This is a genomic window from Luteimonas sp. R10, from assembly GCF_045689605.1.
GTDB lineage: Bacteria > Pseudomonadota > Gammaproteobacteria > Xanthomonadales > Xanthomonadaceae > Luteimonas.
The window spans coordinates 4117999-4135062 of sequence record NZ_CP141262.1 but is presented as its reverse complement, the minus strand read 5'-3'; the positions used below and the strand labels follow the sequence as shown (position 1 = coordinate 4135062).

Below are 17064 nucleotides of genomic sequence, written 5' to 3'. Positions count from 1 at the left end.
GATGTCGCGGTTGCTCGATGCTTCGAAGAGCTTCAGAAAGAAGGAAGGACGCCATCAGCTACGGACTGAGAACGTGGCCTATTGCGCTTTCAGTGTTCCTAATTTCGAGGTGCCGAGATCCGTCGCCCAACGCGATGCGGCCTCGCGATTGAGCAAATTCGGTCTCAATCGTGGTGCCCTGCAGGGTAGGAGCGTACTGGACCTGGGGTCGAACGCAGGCGCGATGCTCCTCCAGGCCTCGAATTTTGGAATCCGCAGAGGCGTGGGGATCGAGTTCGACCAGGACAAGGTAGATCTCTCCAATGAGATCGCGGCCATCGCCGGTCTGGAGATGCTCGAGTTCAAGCAGGGAGATGTTGACAAGCTGGATGCCGCTGAGCTTGGTCGGTTCGATGTCGTTATGGCACTCGCAATCGAAGCCCACGTTCTTGAGCCAGATCACCTGTTCCGGCTGCTGGCCGACGTAACAGCTGAAAGGCTGGTGTTCGAGGGGAATGGAGGCTGCGATATCCAGGGCGCCGGAAATCAGTTCTCGGACCTTGGATTCGCGAGCATCGAATACCTCGGTTTCTGCGACGATGACGTCAGGCCTGCCAACAACAAGCGGCCTTTGCTCGTGGCGATCAAGTGATACGACGCGGGAAATCGGCTGGTCCGCAGTGACCTGGCGCTATGCGAGTTACAGGTTGGCCGTCGCCGCAGGGGCTGTGTTGGCCGCGAAATTGGCCGGAAGCAGCCTAGGTCGCACGAAAGTCGTGCTGGTGTCCCTGAACCGGTGCCGGTCGAGCGCAACAGCCCGGTGATCGACGCGTACAGCAGTTTTCAGTGAAGGATGCACGATCAAGCGTCCGGTGAAGCATATATGAGCCTGGGCATCCAGATTTCGACGAATGGGGCAAGGTCGTCGCGGGCGTCCGCGGTTGCGCGGAGGCGGAACGAAATCTCGTGGCAAGCGTTGTCGGAAAGGCCTTTTTGAAGTACGAAACGCTGAAAATCCTTACCCGTAAAAGGGACGCTGAAATCGTTGGAGTCGCGCCCGTTCACCGCAACATCCATGAGCAACCTTGGATTTTCGTCGGGGATTGCGTTCGGCGAATAGGCAAAGAACTCGAGCTGCTTCCTTCCTGAATCCGAAGTGCAGACCGTGGTGAAGAGCTCGAGAGTGTCGCCACGGCTGTATCTTTCTGGGAACTCCATTCTCGTCACCACATGTCCGGCATACCTCCTTATCCTGTCGCCGTCCTCAGGTGCGGTTCGCATATACATGTCGTCCAACCTCGTCGTCTTCAGCGCATCGACGTCGAAAGCCTCGGGTCTTGCGTCCAGAAGCTTTTGCTGCCAGGAAAGGTCTGTAGCCGAGATCCGCTGGTGCGCCCTGAAGGACCACTCCGCTAGTATGCGCCCGTCGGACACGGTATACGTAGTCTTGATCGCGTAGTGGATCGCGACCCCTGCAACGACCAGGAGCATCGCTCCGCCGATCGCCGGATTCGGGAGCTTGAGCTGCACGGCGTTGCCGTCGCTGGACTGGGCAAGCCGCCTAGCGAGAAAGCAGCTGATGATGAACGAACCAACCAGCCAGATCGGGAAGATGTTGTACGGCTTGTTCTCGAACACCAGCAGGAGCGGCAGCGCGAGCGCGACGATGAGTATCGCCCCGGAAGCCAGGATCACAGGAGGTGAACGCCTGTCGATCGCTAGCTTCAGTGTGCCGAGCAGCAGCAACAGACCGAACAGGAGGCCATAGGCGTCGCAATAGAAGACGAGCGCCTCCCGGGTCAAGCCCGAGATTCCATTGGGGTTGCGCAGTAGCCAATTCCAATCCCTCGGGTACGTCAAGCTGAAGAGACGCTCGGCATGAGCGGCGAGCGCCGCGCCGCGGTCGGCGGGCTCCAGTGCCCAGCTCGATAGGCCACTGGCTTTTACCAAGTCGGCAGTTCGATCAGGAGTGGAGTACCCATTGGAAAATCGTCGCTTGAACCGCGCGAACCAATCGCTCTTGCCATTACCCATGCCACCCGCATTTGCGGAGAACTTCATGTTCATCAATACGGGACGATCGTCCGAACGAAGCTTGATCCTTTCGTCGAGCGCGCTGGCCGCGAGGTAGGATCCGACACAGATCAAGGCAACGGTGAGCGTTCGGATCGCCATCCGCCGGCCAGTTTTGGATTGCCGTACCGCGACGACCAGCCAGGTCAGAACGCTTGCCGCCAATATCGACGCGCAGAGCACCATGCCCACTGTTCTCTGCACCTCGGCAATGTAAGCGAGCAGGCCCGAGGCGATTGCAATGGAAACCCATAGTAGGCGCGCCGGCTTCTCCTTGGTGGCGGCGCCTAGTGCGCATGCAAAGGCCCAGATCGACATGGTCAGAAAGAACAGCCCCCACAGATCGTGGCTGGGGATCATCGCCGAGTACGCAGGGAGAGGAGCGGCAAGAAACAGCAGGCTACCGGCCTGCGCGACTTGGTGGCCCCTAAGCCTTCGCAGGATGTCGTAAAGCCCAATCTGTATGGCGCCGAGCAGCGCCACGTTTGCGAGCTTCAGAGCAAAGGTGGCGTCGGGCCCGAACAGCTTGATGATGGGGTAGGGAATAAATTGACTTCTGGCGTAGTAGGGTCGGTCGAAGCCGCCGTACTGCCCCTGTTCGACCAGCTTTTGCGCATATTCCCAGTAGCGCAGGTGATCGGTCCCCCATTGCGGCTTCACCACGCCGATCAACAGGAGATGGAGCGCTGCACCTCCCAGAACCAGTCCCAAGACGTACCAGCTCGGATTGAGCGGAGCACGACGTTGTGCGAGATACCAGCAACACAAAAATATCCCGATCGTGAAGCTGGTGATCAGCAACGCAGCCAGCCCTCCTGTGGTTCCATAGGAAGCCGGAAGTTCGAATCCGCTGGCGTATCGATAGGTGCCCAGTATGCCCAGCGCCACGCCCGCGGCGAGTAGAATCAGGGCCGATGAAAGTGCCGCCCTTGCAGTCCATGCCACAGCGCAGCGAGAGTGGCCAGATAGTGATGTCATTTCAGCCAAAGTTCCTTGGTGAGCCATGTGTCCAGGAGAGTCCTTTCGGGCTCGTGCGCCGCCTAGCTCAGCCGGACCAGCGAAGAAAAGTTATAGCAGTAGGCCCCGTATCGAAGATTATCCGCTATGCCGACCGGCAAGCCGTGCCGCGAGGGTCGCGACGATGGACGCAGCGGCCGCGCCATCTCCGTAGGGACTGCGAGCTTCCGACATCGCGCTATAGAGATCGGGCTGGTCCAGGAGTGCCTCGACTTCGTCCACGATGCGATGCAGTTCGGCGCCGACGAGTCTTGCGGTTCCGGCCGCCACGGCCTCTGGACGTTCCGTGGAGTCACGCATCACCAGTACAGGCTTTCCCAGTGAAGGCGCCTCTTCCTGAATGCCACCGGAGTCGGTCAGGATCAGGTGGGATCTCTGCATCAGGTAGACGAAAGGAACATAATCCTGGGGCGGTATAAGATGAATGTTCTTGCTCTTGGAAAGCACGCGTTCCGCTGGTCCGGAGATATACGGGTTCGGGTGGACCGGATAGACGATCTGCAGATCCGTCCGTGTAGATAGACGCTCCAATGCAGAAAGAATTGCTTCGAAGCGCGTGCCGAAGTTCTCACGCCGGTGCGCAGTGACCAGCAGCATCCGCTTGCGGAAATCAAGAAACGGGAACATGGCCTTCATTGAGGTTTTCAGGATTTGATCGGTCTTTAGCTTTCGATCAACGAGCAGAAGTGCGTCGACAACCGTGTTGCCGGTCACGTAGACCGTAGACTCGACCACTCCTTCCCTGAGCAGATTCGCGCGTGCGGCGGGCGTGGGTGCAAAGTGCAACCTGCAAAGCGTTGCGCAAAGCCGACGGTTCATCTCCTCCGGCCAGGGTGCGTCGATGTTGCCACTGCGAAGGCCGGCTTCGACGTGGCAGACAGGCACTTTGGAGTAAAAGCCCGCCAATGCAGAGGCCATTGTCGTGGTGGTATCTCCATGAACGAGCAGCGCGTCTGGTTCATGCGCATCGATTGCGCGGGTAACCCCTAGAATCACCCGCGAAGTCAAGTCGGGCAGGCTCTGGCGTGGTTGCATGAGGTCGAGGTCGCAGTCCGGTACGATCTCGAACACACGAAGGGCCTGGTCCAGCATCTCGCGGTGTTGGGCTGTGACGGCCACGACGACAGAGAAACCGCCGTTTGCCTTGAGTGCCCGCACGACGGGCGCCATCTTGATGGCTTCGGGTCTAGTACCGAAAGCAACCATCACTTTCACGTCATTGGCTCCGAAGATCGCATGAGCGAGTCGCCGTCGCGCGGCCAGGAAGCGCATGCCGCGCGAACGTACGGATGGCGCTGATCATCGCGAGCATTCTTTCTCCGCCTCCTGCAGTGCGATCATGCATGCGGAGAAGATTTGCTCGAGGTGAACGTCTACTCCAAGCCAGAGAGGCAGGCGGACCAGGCAGTCGCTTGCCCACTTGGTAACCTGCAACTCGCCACAAGCCCTTCCGTGGCGCAGGCCGGCAGGCGTCGCGTGGAGCGGGACATAGTGAAACACCGCGCCGACGCCGTGCGACTTCAACGAAGAAATGAACGTCTGCCGGTGAGCCAGCGAAGGGAGCAGCAAATAGTACATATGGGCATTGTGGTTGCAGTCCTCGGGGATCACCGGGCGGCGGAGTCTGCCGTCTCGTTCGAAGTCCGAAGCCCAGGCGTGGTAGGAGTCCCAAATCGCAAGCCGACGCTGGGTAATCGACGTCGCCTCTTCCAACTGTGCGGCTAGAAAGGCTGCGATAATCTCGCTTGGTAGATAGGAGGAGCCGACATCGATCCAAGTGTATTTGTCGACCTGGCCACGAAAGAAATTGCTTCGGTTGGTTCCCTTCTCGCGAATGATCTCCGCGCGCTCGCAGAATCGCGCATCATTGACTAGTAATGCGCCGCCTTCTCCTGCAATGACATTCTTTGTTTCGTGAAAGCTGAATGTGCCGAGATTCCCGATGCCGCCCAAAGGGCGGCCTTTGTACGTCGCCATAATGCCCTGTGCCGCATCTTCGATCACCTTCAAACCATGGCGAGCAGCGATCGCCATGATAGTGTTCATCTCGCAGCCGACGCCAGCATAATGTACGACACAGATCGCCTTCGTTCTGGGTGTAATTGCCCCCTCGATCTGGCTTTCGTCCAGGTTGAGCGTATCCTCGCGCACATCGACAAACACCGGTACGGCTCCACGGAGTACGAAGGCGTTTGCCGTGGAGACGAACGTGAAGGACGGCATGATGATCTCGTCGCCCGGTTCGAGATCCAGAAGTAGGGCGCTCATCTCCAACGCCGCGGTGCAGCTATGGGTCAGAAGAGATTTCGTCGTGCCGGTGTTCACTTGCAGCCATTCATGGCAGCGCTTCGTAAAAGCGCCGTCCCCTGAAAGATGACCTAGCCTATGCGCTTCCGCAACATAGTCGAGCTCTCGGCCGGTCATGTAGGGCCTGTTGAATGGGATCATATGTGAACCGTTGACTAGTTGTTTTTGAGGCGGAGCGGCTGTCTGCCGGTAGTGCTTATCCCATGCCGGGAGGCGGCTAACCCTTGCCAAGCACAACCAGGCCCGAGATCACCAGCATCAGGCCCACGATTTTCGGCCGTGTCAATGCCTCGCCGAACAGGGGGATCGCGAGCATTCCAACGAGCAGGAAGTTCAGCGCCATGAACGGATATGCGCGACTAAGCTCGAGTCGGGAGACCGCCACCATCCAGCACAGAGATGCGAGGAGAGCTGCCCCGAGTGCCGAAATTACCCATGGACGGAAAAGCAGCAATAGGAGCGGAGGCCACCCGCTTACGGCATCGAAGGGCGCAATGACTGGCTTCATCACCTGCCATTTTATGACGATCTGTCCATACGTCGTTAGCAGAATGGTTGCGGCTACCATCAGCCATGGTAAGGCGGTATGCATGTCAGTGGCTCGGTGTGGCGGCGGATTGGGCGGTATTGATTCGGATTGGCTCCCCCGGAACCGGCGCGGATTGGAACCGTGCGGGTTGTCGGTCCTGTTCTATGCAAGGAACGATGAGTCCATGTGTTCCAGGAACAGCCTTCAGGGGCCACATGGCCAATGGCCGACTGCCGAGCGCCAGCCCCAGATGAAGTTGGGTGACTTCTCTCCCGTTCGAAAAAGAAGGTCAATGATGCTGACGTTGTGCATGAAGGGACCAGGTCCTTGCGGGTATTCTGGATATCCAGAATAGTCCTTGTATAGCAACTCGACGCCGATCTCACCGAATATCTCGGGCTCTATGTAATTGGAAGCAGAAGGTCCTGAGAGATATGTCGTTGCCCCCGACTTCCTTACCAGGTCTATCAATCGATCCAGTTTTTGTCCGCAGGCCCCATATTCGCGCGAGTCCCGAAATTCCGTAGTGATCCCCAACAATTCCCGCGAGATCGCCTTGATGACTGTCTGGTTCAAATCCGAAAGGGAGCTCCATTTTTTGTGAAGGTAGATCTCCTCGAAAAAATCGCGATGCTCGTTGAAGTGCGGTGCTCGGCTGTAGGACTGCTGTATCGACTTCCAGTGCTTGGCTTGCCATCGATCGTCCTTGATATCGACCTCGTGGATCAATCTTTGAATGCTGCTCCCAGTCGGGACCGTGAGCCAGAGAGGTCCATTCGGCGTGACGATTCTGTTGCGCGATCTCCAATCCTGGTGGGTGAACTGGACATCGTCATAGAAGATGAAGGTGTCGACGTCATTGATGATGTCGAAATAGCCCTTCCATGGTATATAGCTGGATTGGAGTATCGCGACGCGTTTTGTGTCAGACATTGATCCTGTTTCCGCCGCTGCGCGTGCCAGCCTTTACGAACGATTTCTCGGGAAGCTTGGTGCCGTCAACGATCACGCTTCCAGCGCCGATGAAGCTGGAATGCCCGGCCTGGACAAATCCGCAAACGGTAGCATTCGGGCTGATGAAGGTGTTCTCTCCGATCGTCGAGTCGTGGCTGACGATCGCACCCGGCCATAGCACGCATGCCGGGCCCAGCCGCGCGAACGAGTCGACGTTCGCGCCTGCCATGAGCAGGCACCCAGCGCCGATTCTGGCTTCCCGGGAGACGATCGCGCGGGGGTGCACGACCGGCGGAAACGAGAATCCCGCCTCAATCGCCTGGTGGAAGACGCGCAGGCGTGCAGGCAGATCCCTGTAGCCTATGGCGAGTACGAGGCAGAAATCACCGGGATGAAACCGGCGGCCTAGATCATCTCGGGTCCCGATGATCTCGTCGCCCGTATTGAAGTCGTCGATGTAGCCGCGGAAGTCGTAACCGGCATCCACGAGCAATGAACGGATGAGCCTGCCGAACGAGGAGCCGCCAATGACGAGAGCCGGCTTCAACGGCCGCACTCCCTTTCCACTAGAAAGAGCGGCATGGACCCTGTTCTGAAGTTGATGCGCGCTAGATATTCACCGAAGATCCCGAGTATCAATAGCTGAATCCCGCCGACGAACATGATCGCGGCCATCAGCGACGCATAGCCACTGACACTAACTGTTCCGGTAAAACGGCTGATGAGGATGAAGGCTCCCCACGCTGCGCCTCCCAGGGATGCGCCGATGCCGAGCCAGGTCGCAAGTCTCAGAGGGAGATCTGAAAAGGTAACGAAGATGTTGATCATATGCGTGAGCAGCTTGCGGAGGTTGTAATTGCTTCTGCTTTCGCCACGTGGATGATGCGGCACGGTTACGGTGGCATAGTTGCTGGTGATCCACGACAGATATCCGTCGACGAACGTAAATGGGGATTGAAAGCGACCCAACGCCTCGGCGGCACTCCTGTGAATCGCCCTGAAAGAGGTGTACTCCCGATTGAGCGACGGAATTGCGAACTTGAACAGCGATCGTCCGATCTCGGACGTCGCATTGCGCCAGAACGCGTGACTCCTGGATTCACTGACTCCGTACACCAAGGTGAATCCAGTTTTCGCCGTCTTGACCAACTCCGGGGCCGACTCAGGAGGATGCTCGAGGTCATCATCGATGGTGACAACCCACTCCCCATTCGCACGGGATATCCCGCACAGCGTGGCGGCATGCTGGCCAAAGTTTCGGCTCAGTTTGATGCCACGAACATGCGGCGACTCGAGTGAAAGCGACTGGATAATTTCCCAGGAGCCGTCTCCGCCGCAATCGTCCACGAAGATGATTTCATGCGTCATGCCTGCACGGTTCATCGCAGACTCGAGCCGCTCTTTCAGAGTACGGATCGTGTTCGCGCTCCGGTAGACCGGTACCACGATAGAGACGAGAGGGTTCTGGTCTGTCGGATCTGGTTTCATCCCGTCTACATCCCGAGGGCGACGTGCTGCTGGTAGGGCCGTCTCAACAAGGTTGTTGGCGGGAGTTACAGCGCCGCCTCAAGTTCCGGCAGCACCTTGAACAGATCCCCCACCAGCCCGATGTCCGCGATCTCGAAGATCGCCGAATCCGGGTCCTTGTTGATCGCCACGATGGTGCCGGCGTCCTTGATCCCGGTCAGGTGCTGGATGGCGCCCGAGATGCCGATGGCGACGTACAGGTCGGGGGCGATGATCTTGCCGGTCTGGCCGACCTGCAGCTCGTTGGGCACGTAGCCTGCGTCGACCGCGGCGCGGGAGGCGCCGACCGCCGCCCCGATCTTGTCAGCGAAGTCGAAGATGACCTTGAAGTTCTCCTCCGACCCGACGCCGCGGCCGCCGGAGACCACGCGCTTGGCGCTCTGCAGGTCGGGGCGGTCGGATTCGCCGACGGCAAGGTCGACGAAGCGGGTATGCGTGGGCAGGTCGGCCTCGGCCGAAACGGCCTCGATTTCGGCGCTGCCGTCGCGGGGGGCTTCCGGCCAGGAGGCGGTGCGCACGGTCGCGACTACGGCGCGGTCGGTCGGCGCCTGGACGGTGATGATGGCGTTGCCGGCGTAGATCGGCCGGGTGAAGACATGGCTCGATTCCACCGTCATCACGTCCGAGACCTGCGCGGTGCCGAGCAGGGCGGCGATGACCGGCATCAGGTCCTTGCCGAAGGTGGTGGACGGGCCGAAGACGTGGCTGTAGCCCTCGGCCAGTTTCGCCACCTGCGGCCCGAGCACCTGCGCGATGGGATGGGCGTTGGCGTCGTTGGCGACGGTCAACACCTTGCGCACGCCGGCGATCTTCGCGGCCTCGGCGGCGACGGCGGCGGGATCGGCGGCCAGCACGACGATGTCGATGGCATCGGGTTTCAGCGCCTGGGCGGCGGAAACGCATTTTGCGGTCGAACCGTTGAGCTTGCCTTCGAGGTGTTCGGCGACGATCAGAACGTTGGACATCGGGAAATCTCCGTTGGGCGCGTCGGTGACGGGACCGGGCGTGATATCGCAACCGGCGGGTTGCCCTCATCCCATCCCTCTCCCGCAAGCGGGGGAGGGAGCGAATGGTTACAGCAGGCCTTTTTCTTTCAGCTTGGCGACCAGCTCGGCCGCGTCCTTCACCATCACGCCCTTGCTGCGCTTGGGTGGCGCCGCATAGCTGGCGGTCTCGAGAAAGTCGCCCGGCTCCACATCGAGGTCGGCGAAGGGGATCGTCTCCAGCGGCTTGCTCTTGGCCTTCATGATGTCCGGCAGCTTGATGAAGCGCGGTTCGTTCAGGCGCAGGTCGGTGGTGACCACGGCCGGCAGGTCGACTTCCAGCGTCTCCAGGCCGGCGTCGACTTCGCGGGTCACCGTGGCCTTGCCGTCGGCCACCACCAGTTTGCTGGCGAAGGTGGCCTGCGGACGTCCCCACAGCGTGGCCAGCATCTGCCCGGTCTGGTTGGCGTCGTCGTCGATCGCCTGCTTGCCCAGGATCACAAGGTCCGGCTGCTCCTTCTCGACCAGCTTGAGGAAGGTGCGCGCGGCCGTCAGCGGCTGCACCGGCCCGTCGCTGACCACGTGCAGGGCACGATTGGCGCCCATCGCCAGGCCGTTGCGTAGGTGCGCCTGGGCGTCGGCCGGGGCGATCGTGGCCACCACCACCTCGGTGGCGCCGCCGCTGTCGCGCAGGCGCAGGGCCTCTTCCAGGGCGATGTCGTCGAACGGGTTGGGCGACAGCTTGACGCCGTCGGTGACCACGCCGGAGCCGTCCGGCTTGACCTGGATGCGGACGTTGTAGTCCACCACGCGCTTGTAGCCGACGAGGATCTTCATCGTGCTGGGTTCCTTGTGAGTGGGGCGGCGGGCCCGCGGGGCCGCCGGAAACCGGAATTGCGCGATTTTACCGGCTTGGGCGCCCGTGGCGCGAATCGGCGTCCAGCCGTGCCGCCAGCGACGCCGCCAGGCGGTCGGCGGCGCCGGGCGCGTGTTCGAGGAACAGCGAGGGTTCGGTCAGTTCCAGTTCCAGCAGGCGCGGCGCGCCGTCGCGGCCGGCGATCAGGTCGACACGGGCATAGGCAAAGGGCCTGTCGAGGGCGAACCGGCGTTGCGCGAAGGCCAGCGCCTGCTGGGCGAGGGCGCGTTCCGGCGGCGTGGCTGGGCGCGGGGTGATCGTCTCGGCGGCGGACGGTGCGCCGTCAGTGCTGCCGTCCGTCAACAGCGGCCCCTTGCGCAAGGCGTGGCTGAACGCGCCGTCGATGTAGACCAGCGCGGTCTCGCCTTCGTGGTCCACGGTGCCCAGGTACGGCTGCAGCAATGCGCTGCGGCCGGCATCGAGCAGGCGCGCCAGGTGGCCGGCGGCGGCGACTTCCTGCCGGCCGGCGTAGCGCTGCGCGTCGCGGGCACCGGCGCCCACCGCCGGTTTGATCACGAAGCCCTCGTCGTGGTCGGTCGCCGACAGAAATGACTGCAGCGCGGGCATCGGCTCCGCGTCGGGCTCGACGAAGGTGGCGGGGATGACGGCGAGTCCCGCGATCGCCAGATCGGCCAGGTAGTGCTTGTCGGTGTTCCAGCGCACGACAGGCAGCGGGTTGGACAGGGTGGTCACGCGATCGACGCGTTCGCACCAGGCCAGGAAATCGGGCCGGCGCAGGGTATAGTCCCAGGTCGAGCGCAGCAGCACCAGGTCGAAGCGGTTCCAGCCGACGCTGGGGTCGTCCCAGGCCAGCATCTGCGCGTCCAGTCCCACGCGCGCGCAAGCGGCCAGCAGCGGCGGCATGTCGGGATCGTGGCCGGTGACGGCGATGGCGGTGGCGAGTGCGATGGAGGCCATGCGCCAAGTGTACGGAACACGCGTCGTGGACCGAAGGTGGTAGGGCGGCGAGCATACCGAACGCCTGATGCCAATGGACACCTGATCGCGCTCTTGCCGGTACGGCCCGAGCGGCGCGGCATGCAATACTGGCCCGCTCCGGTTTTTCGCTGTCGCTGCGCGCTTGCGTATTCTCCTGATCGCCTACGAGTTTCCACCCAGCCCGTCGCCGCAGTCGTTGCGATGGATGCAGCTTGCCCGCCATCTCGTCGCCAGCGGCGTCGATGTACATGTATTGTCGGTGGATGCCACGGTTGAGCCTGGCTCGCCGGTCCTCCCAGTGGGCGTGGTCGTGCACCGGGCGTTCGCCGGAGTGGTGACCGGCGGCCTTGCACGGTTGACGCGCTGGCGCCACGGCAGGCGCCGCGTGCGCACGGACCCAGGCAGCGGCGGCAGCGATGCTGCCGATGTAGCAGCCGTCCAAGCCATCGTGCCGCCGCCGGAGCATCCACGGACACTCAACTGGAAAGGCCGAGCCGAGGCGTGGTTGAAGGCTCACGTGGCACGGCTGTATTTTCCGGACGAGCGCGGAGAGTGGGAATACTTTGCAAGGCGTCGCCTGAAGGCACTACTCACTGCGCTCCGTCCCGACGTGGTGGTCAGTTCGCATGAGCCTGCAACGACGTTGCGCCTGGGCCGGACGGCGAAGCAGGCGGGATTCGCATGGGTCGCCGATCTGGGGGACCCTGTCCTCGCGTTCTACACGCCCCGCCGTTGGCGCGCCGCCGCGGAGGAGATCGAGCGCTGGGTCTGTCGCCACGCCGATCACGTGACCGTGACTACCGAGTCGGCGCGCACACTTCTTCTCGAACGCCATGCGATACCGGGGTCGCGTGTCAGCGTGCTGACCCAGGGGTTCGATGCGGGGCAGCCAAGGCCAGGCCTGCCTTCGCCTGCGGTAGCATCCGGCTTCGATTTCGACCGAACGCGCCTGGAACTCGTCTATACGGGCAGCTTCTATGAGTTCAGGCAGCCCCATGCCCTTCTCGAAGCCATGCTTACCTGCCCCGGCGTGCGCCTGACGGTCGCTACGCGGTCGCCGCCGGACTGGATGCTGGAGTATGCGCGCGCGCATCCCGGGCAGCTGCGCATGGCAGGCTTCCTCTCCCACCAGCAAAGCCAGGAGCTCCAGCGCGCCGGACATGTCCTTGTGAACATCGCGAATACCGATGCAGTGCACGTCCCCGGCAAGCTATTCGAGTACCTGGGAGCGCGCAGGCCGGTATTGCAGATCTCCGACGACTGGAACGATGCCGCGTCGGCGCTGATCCGCCAGCAGCGCAGGGGGCTGGTCTGCCGGAATGAAGTCGGCTCGATCCATGAAGCACTCCTGCGGTTGCAGGACGTTCAGCGTGAGAACAGCTGGGAGACCCACTTCCGGCTCGGAACCGAGGGTCTGGAGCACTACGAATGGGCGCACATCGCCGGACGCCTGGAGCGGATCCTCGCAGACGTAGCCCGCGGCCGTCCACAGGCGCGCTGATCGGCTTGCTTGGTTGTGCGATCCGGCCAGTTGGACGTTGGAATCCGGTTTCCGCCTGCCCCTGAGATGACGCTTCGCGTGCCTCGGTCGACAATCGGCCTGCAGCGCCTGCCACTGTCCGAAGGTACGGTCTACCGGTCACGCGCGAAGCGGTAAACTGTGCTTCTTTCCGTACGAGGAGCCGTCCGATGGCCGAGGCCGTTGCCCCGCCGAGCGGGGGTGCGAAGAACAAGCTCTATCCGGACGCCGCTGCGGCGCTCGATGGCCTGGTCGCCGACGGCCAGACGCTCGCCGTCGGCGGGTTCGGCCTGTGCGGCATTCCCGAAGCGCTGATCTCCGCGCTGCGCGATTCCGGCGTGAAGGGGCTGACGGTGATCTCCAACAACGCCGGCGTCGACGGCTTCGGCCTCGGCCTGCTGCTGGAGACGCGGCAGATCCGCAAGATGATCTCGTCGTACGTGGGCGAGAACAAGGAGTTCGAGCGCCAGTTCCTGGCCGGCGAACTCGAGCTCGAATTCAACCCGCAAGGCACATTGGCCGAACGCCTGCGTGCCGGCGGCGCCGGCATCCCGGCGTTCTTCACCCGCACCGGCTACGGCACGGTGGTGGCCGAGGGCAAGGAGACGCGGCAGTTCGGCGAGCACCACTACGTCATGGAGACCGCGCTCACCGCCGACGTGGCGCTGGTCAAGGCGTGGAAGGCGGACCGGTCGGGCAACCTGGTGTTCCGCAAGACCGCACGCAACTTCAACCCGGCCTGCGCCACCGCGGGCAAGGTCTGCGTGGCGGAAGTGGAGGAGGTGGTGGAGATCGGCGCGCTGGATCCCGACCACGTGCACCTGCCGGGCATCTACGTCGACCGCATCGTCCACAACCCGAACCCGGAAAAGCGCATCGAACAGCGTACCGTCCGCGAAGGAGACAAGTGATGCCCTGGACCCGCGATCAGATGGCGCAACGCGCCGCGCAGGAACTCACCGACGGGGCCTACGTCAACCTCGGCATCGGCCTGCCGACGCTGGTGGCCAACCACATCCCCGACGGCGTCGACGTCTGGCTGCAGTCGGAGAACGGCCTGCTCGGCATCGGTCCGTTCCCGACCGAGGAGGAAGTGGACGCCGACCTGATCAACGCCGGCAAGCAGACCGTCACCGCCCGCAAGGGCGCCAGCTACTTCGGCAGCCACGATTCGTTCGCGATGATCCGCGGCGGCCACATCGACCTGGCCATCCTCGGCGCCATGCAGGTCACCGGCAAGGGCGACCTGGCCAACTGGATGGTGCCCGGCAAGATGGTCAAGGGCATGGGCGGCGCAATGGACCTGGTGGCGGGCGTCAAGCGCGTGGTGGTGCTGATGGAGCATGTCGCCAAGGACGGGGGCCACAAGATCCTGCCCGAGTGCACGCTGCCGCTGACCGGGCTGGGGGTGGTCGATCGCATCATCACCGACCTGGCGGTGCTGGACGTCACCGACAACGGCCTGGTACTGGTGGAGCTTGCACAGGGCGTGGGCCAGAACGAGCTGCGCAAAAAAACCGGTGTAACGATCGTGGTGGAGTGATGGACGTTCGCATGCAAGCGGCGCAGGCTATGAGGCCGCGCCCGGCATGATATCGGTGCACCGCCGCGGAGGAGATCCGGCCCGCTCTGAAAGGCGTTTAGCGCAGGGTGGCTGCGACGAGGCAACTCGCGCCGAAATCGATGTGCCGGTCAGCCGCGATCTGGCGCGCTTCCGCTTGCAGGAGGGTGTCGATCATGCGCACCGCGAGGCCTTGGTGCGATCCGTGCTCCGCTTCCGTGGAGAGAATTCCGTTGCGGTCGAAACCGAGGCGATAAGGAAGTGCACGGAGCAGGTATTGCGGCAGCACCAGCGGGCGAAAGAAGAAGCTCAGATACTCGATCCCGAACAGCCCTTCCAGCAGGACCTCAAGGCTTCGCCGTGTGTGCCGGCGGAAATGTCCGGCGTGCACGTCGGCCTGCGACCATAGCCACTGGTGGCAGGGAACGGTCAGATAGAGTAGTCCTCCCGTCGTGAGCAACGGCGCGATGTGCTCGAGAAACGCACGGTCTTGGTCGATGTGCTCGATGACATCGAACATGCCGATGGCACCGAAGCTGCCGGGCCTGAAACCCGCGTCCTCGACCTTCGCACAGGCGACGTGCTCAAGCTTCCGATGCTGTCGCGCGTTGCGCGCCCCGGTCGCTCCCGGCTCGAGAAGGAGCACGTCGTAACCGTCCTTGGCGAGACGTTGCGCCACGTAGCCATTGCCGCCCCCGATGTCCAGAAGCGGCCCGCCACTGAACGGGTGATTCCGGATCATGCTCGAGATGCACTGGTTTCGGTGACGGAACCAGAACGAGCGGTCTTCGACGCCGAAACAGTCCTCGTGTCCATGAGCCGAATAGGAGACGTCGGATGAGCCCGGTGTCGCGTAGATGCCGTCCGTATCCGGGCGCAGCCGAGAACTGATTTCTTCGATCCGCATCGTGACGCCCCATCTCCACCAGATCGCTGTATAGCACCAATCAAGAGTGGCGGCGGACACAGCAGGATGTCGCCCATTCGCGCCGAGCGGCCGCTAGACACCGATTCACAGGTTCTGGTAATTCGGCCCGGAGCCGCCTTCCGGCGTCACCCAGGTGATGATCTCGTACGGGTCCTTGATGTCGCAGGTCTTGCAGTGCACGCAGTTGGCGGCGTTGATCTGCAGGCGCTTGCCGTGCTCGGCGGCGGCGTCCTCGACGATCTCGTAGACCGCGGCCGGGCAGAAGCGGGTGCAGGGATTGCCGTATTCCTCGGCGCAGCGGGTCACGCAGACTTCGGTGTCGTGCACGATGAGGTGCACGGGCTGGTCCTCGTCGTGCTCGGTGGCGGCGAAATACACTCCGGCCAGGCGGTCGCGCGGCGGCAGGTCGCGCGACACGTAATCGGTTTCGGGCCCGTCGGCGCCGCGCGGGTCGAGCTTATCCAGCGAGCACCAGTCGGCCTTCACCTTCAGCGTCCACGGCGACAGGCCGCCGGTCGCGGTCTCCCAGGCGGCGTTCGCCAGCCCGAGCCACAGGCCCTTCTTGAAGCCCGGCTTGATGTTGCGGACCTTGCGCAGCTCGGCCATGGCGTCGGACGCGCGCAGCTTGGCATCGAAGCCGGCGGCGGCCAGCCCGCCGGCGGCCAGGTGTTCGGCGGCCAGCACGCCGCTGCGGATCGCCTGGTGGGTGCCCTTGATCTTGGGCACGTTGAGCAGGCCGGCGGTGTCGCCGATCAGCAGCGCGCCCGGCATTTCCACCTTCGGCAGCGACTGCCAGCCGCCGGTGACGATGGCGCGCGCGCCGGCCGAGAGGATGTTGCCGCCCTCGAGCAGCGGCTTGATCAGCGGATGGTGCTTCCACTGCTGGAAGGCTTCGTACGGCCGGAACTCGGGATCCGCGTAGTCGAGGCCGCTGACGTAGCCGATGGCGACCTGGTTGTTGTCGAGGTGATACAGGAAGCTGCCGCCGTAGGTGCGGTTGTCCACCGGCCAGCCGAGCGTGTGCACGATCCTGCCCGGCGATACGCGTCCGTCCGGCAGCTGCCACAGCTCCTTGACGCCGATCGAGTAGGCCTGCGGATCGCTGTCGGCATCGAGCGAGAAGCGTTTGACCAGGCGCTTGGTGAGATGCCCGCGCGCGCCCTCGGCCAGCACCGTGACCTTGGCGCGGATGTCGATGCCCGGGGTATAGCCGGGCTTGTGCGAGCCGTCGCGGGCGACGCCCATGTCGCCGATGCGCACGCCGATCACCGTGCCGTCGTCGTCGTGCAGGGTCTCGGCGGCGGCGAAACCCGGGTAGATCTCCACGCCCAGCGCCTCGGCCTGCGGCGCCAGCCAGGCGCACATCGCGCCCAGCGAGACGATGAAGTTGCCATGGTTGCGCATGCCCGGGGGGACGATCGGCGCCTTGCGGCCGCCGGTCTTCGACAGCAGCCAGAACTCGTCCTCGGCCGCCGGCACGCACACAGGCGGCGGATTGTCGCGCCAGCCGGGGAGCAGGGCGTCGAGCGGGCCGGGCTCGATCACCGCGCCGGACAGGATGTGCGCGCCGATGGTGCTGGACTTCTCGATCACGCAGACCGAGATCTCCGGATTCAGCTGCTTGAGGCGGATCGCGAACGACAGCCCCGCCGGGCCCGCGCCCACGGTGACGACGTCGTACTCCATGACGTCGCGTTCGGTGGTGTCGGCTGGCTGGTTCATGCTGGCGTCCCGAATGGCATCCCGGGGGATTGTCGCGGGTTTGCCGTGAATGCGGCAAATTCGGGCGCACCGCCCGGTCGCAGGTCCGATCACACCGTACCCGTAGAGCG

16 protein-coding genes are annotated in these 17064 nt (G+C 63.0%); 4 read left to right on the top strand and 12 right to left on the bottom strand.

Annotated elements, in window-relative coordinates:
• Position 1: 1 nt before the first annotated feature.
• Positions 2–631, top strand: a complete 630-nt coding sequence (locus tag U3649_RS18070) for a class I SAM-dependent methyltransferase (protein WP_407352675.1) — start codon at positions 2–4, stop codon at positions 629–631.
• A gap of 209 nt (positions 632–840) precedes the next feature.
• On the opposite strand, the gene U3649_RS18065 is transcribed toward U3649_RS18070, so the two are convergent.
• The 10 genes from U3649_RS18065 to U3649_RS18020 all read right to left on the bottom strand — a co-directional run bounded on the left by U3649_RS18065 (position 841) and on the right by U3649_RS18020 (position 11203).
• Positions 841–2940, bottom strand: a complete 2100-nt coding sequence (locus tag U3649_RS18065) for an ArnT family glycosyltransferase (protein ID WP_407352674.1) — start codon at positions 2938–2940, stop codon at positions 841–843.
• A gap of 207 nt (positions 2941–3147) precedes the next feature.
• A complete protein-coding gene (gene wecB / locus U3649_RS18060; RefSeq protein WP_407352673.1) occupies positions 3148–4341 on the bottom strand; it encodes a non-hydrolyzing UDP-N-acetylglucosamine 2-epimerase in 1194 nt (397 codons plus the stop codon).
• A gap of 27 nt (positions 4342–4368) precedes the next feature.
• Entirely contained in the window at positions 4369–5517 is a 1149-nt protein-coding gene (rffA, locus tag U3649_RS18055; RefSeq protein WP_407352672.1) for a dTDP-4-amino-4,6-dideoxygalactose transaminase, read from the bottom strand.
• A 76-nt stretch (positions 5518–5593) separates the two neighbouring features.
• On the bottom strand, positions 5594–5719 hold the full coding sequence (locus U3649_RS18050) for a hypothetical protein (protein ID WP_407352671.1): 126 nt from the start codon (positions 5717–5719) through the stop codon (positions 5594–5596).
• A gap of 390 nt (positions 5720–6109) precedes the next feature.
• Positions 6110–6838, bottom strand: a complete 729-nt coding sequence (locus U3649_RS18045; RefSeq protein WP_407352670.1) for a WbqC family protein — start codon at positions 6836–6838, stop codon at positions 6110–6112.
• Complete coding sequence (locus U3649_RS18040; protein WP_407352669.1) at positions 6831–7406, bottom strand: acetyltransferase; 576 nt, start codon at positions 7404–7406, stop codon at positions 6831–6833. Before U3649_RS18040 ends, U3649_RS18045 begins: the two co-directional genes overlap by 8 nt.
• The gene (locus tag U3649_RS18035) at positions 7403–8347 is read right to left on the bottom strand and encodes a glycosyltransferase family 2 protein (RefSeq protein WP_407352668.1); all 945 of its coding nucleotides are present in this window, start codon (positions 8345–8347) and stop codon (positions 7403–7405) included. Before U3649_RS18035 ends, U3649_RS18040 begins: the two co-directional genes overlap by 4 nt.
• Positions 8348–8412: 65 nt before the next feature.
• Positions 8413–9351 (bottom strand): electron transfer flavoprotein subunit alpha/FixB family protein, encoded by a 939-nt coding sequence (locus U3649_RS18030; protein WP_407352667.1) that lies wholly within the window; start codon positions 9349–9351, stop codon positions 8413–8415.
• Between the two features lie 108 nt (positions 9352–9459).
• Positions 9460–10206 (bottom strand): electron transfer flavoprotein subunit beta/FixA family protein, encoded by a 747-nt coding sequence (locus U3649_RS18025; protein ID WP_407352666.1) that lies wholly within the window; start codon positions 10204–10206, stop codon positions 9460–9462.
• A gap of 67 nt (positions 10207–10273) precedes the next feature.
• Entirely contained in the window at positions 10274–11203 is a 930-nt protein-coding gene (locus U3649_RS18020; RefSeq protein ID WP_407352665.1) for a RimK family alpha-L-glutamate ligase, read from the bottom strand.
• 163 nt (positions 11204–11366) lie between these two features.
• Between U3649_RS18020 and U3649_RS18015 the strand changes: the two genes are divergently transcribed.
• The 3 genes from U3649_RS18015 (at position 11367) to U3649_RS18005 (ending at position 14286) form a co-directional block, all read left to right on the top strand.
• On the top strand, positions 11367–12725 hold the full coding sequence (locus U3649_RS18015; protein WP_407352664.1) for a glycosyltransferase: 1359 nt from the start codon (positions 11367–11369) through the stop codon (positions 12723–12725).
• A 188-nt stretch (positions 12726–12913) separates the two neighbouring features.
• Positions 12914–13654 (top strand): CoA transferase subunit A, encoded by a 741-nt coding sequence (locus tag U3649_RS18010; RefSeq protein WP_407352663.1) that lies wholly within the window; start codon positions 12914–12916, stop codon positions 13652–13654.
• Complete coding sequence (locus tag U3649_RS18005; RefSeq protein WP_407352662.1) at positions 13654–14286, top strand: CoA transferase subunit B; 633 nt, start codon at positions 13654–13656, stop codon at positions 14284–14286. The genes U3649_RS18010 and U3649_RS18005 overlap by 1 nt, the downstream gene beginning before the upstream one ends.
• A gap of 97 nt (positions 14287–14383) precedes the next feature.
• On the opposite strand, the gene U3649_RS18000 is transcribed toward U3649_RS18005, so the two are convergent.
• Positions 14384–15211 carry a class I SAM-dependent methyltransferase gene (locus U3649_RS18000; protein WP_407352661.1) on the bottom strand — a complete coding sequence of 276 codons (828 nt, stop codon included), beginning with the start codon at positions 15209–15211 and terminating at the stop codon, positions 14384–14386.
• A gap of 105 nt (positions 15212–15316) precedes the next feature.
• Positions 15317–16954 carry a 4Fe-4S dicluster domain-containing protein gene (locus tag U3649_RS17995; RefSeq protein ID WP_407352660.1) on the bottom strand — a complete coding sequence of 546 codons (1638 nt, stop codon included), beginning with the start codon at positions 16952–16954 and terminating at the stop codon, positions 15317–15319.
• Positions 16955–17064: the final 110 nt, after the last annotated feature.

Excerpts from the sequence above, each read along its gene's own strand:
- U3649_RS18010 (WP_407352663.1), top strand. The coding sequence starts at position 12,914 with ATGGCCGAGGCCGTTGCCCCGCCGAGCGGGGGTGCGAAGAACAAGCTC.
- U3649_RS18045 (WP_407352670.1), bottom strand. The coding sequence starts at position 6,838 with ATGTCTGACACAAAACGCGTCGCGATACTCCAATCCAGCTATATACCA.
- U3649_RS18030 (WP_407352667.1), bottom strand. The coding sequence starts at position 9,351 with ATGTCCAACGTTCTGATCGTCGCCGAACACCTCGAAGGCAAGCTCAAC.
- U3649_RS18020 (WP_407352665.1), bottom strand. The coding sequence starts at position 11,203 with ATGGCCTCCATCGCACTCGCCACCGCCATCGCCGTCACCGGCCACGAT.
- U3649_RS18025 (WP_407352666.1), bottom strand. The coding sequence starts at position 10,206 with ATGAAGATCCTCGTCGGCTACAAGCGCGTGGTGGACTACAACGTCCGC.
- U3649_RS17995 (WP_407352660.1), bottom strand. The coding sequence starts at position 16,954 with ATGAACCAGCCAGCCGACACCACCGAACGCGACGTCATGGAGTACGAC.
- U3649_RS18050 (WP_407352671.1), bottom strand. The coding sequence starts at position 5,719 with ATGGCGCTGAACTTCCTGCTCGTTGGAATGCTCGCGATCCCCCTGTTC.
- rffA (WP_407352672.1), bottom strand. The coding sequence starts at position 5,517 with ATGATCCCATTCAACAGGCCCTACATGACCGGCCGAGAGCTCGACTAT.
- U3649_RS18070 (WP_407352675.1), top strand. The coding sequence starts at position 2 with ATGTCGCGGTTGCTCGATGCTTCGAAGAGCTTCAGAAAGAAGGAAGGA.
- U3649_RS18005 (WP_407352662.1), top strand. The coding sequence starts at position 13,654 with ATGCCCTGGACCCGCGATCAGATGGCGCAACGCGCCGCGCAGGAACTC.
- U3649_RS18000 (WP_407352661.1), bottom strand. The coding sequence starts at position 15,211 with ATGCGGATCGAAGAAATCAGTTCTCGGCTGCGCCCGGATACGGACGGC.
- U3649_RS18035 (WP_407352668.1), bottom strand. The coding sequence starts at position 8,347 with ATGAAACCAGATCCGACAGACCAGAACCCTCTCGTCTCTATCGTGGTA.
- wecB (WP_407352673.1), bottom strand. The coding sequence starts at position 4,341 with ATGCGCTTCCTGGCCGCGCGACGGCGACTCGCTCATGCGATCTTCGGA.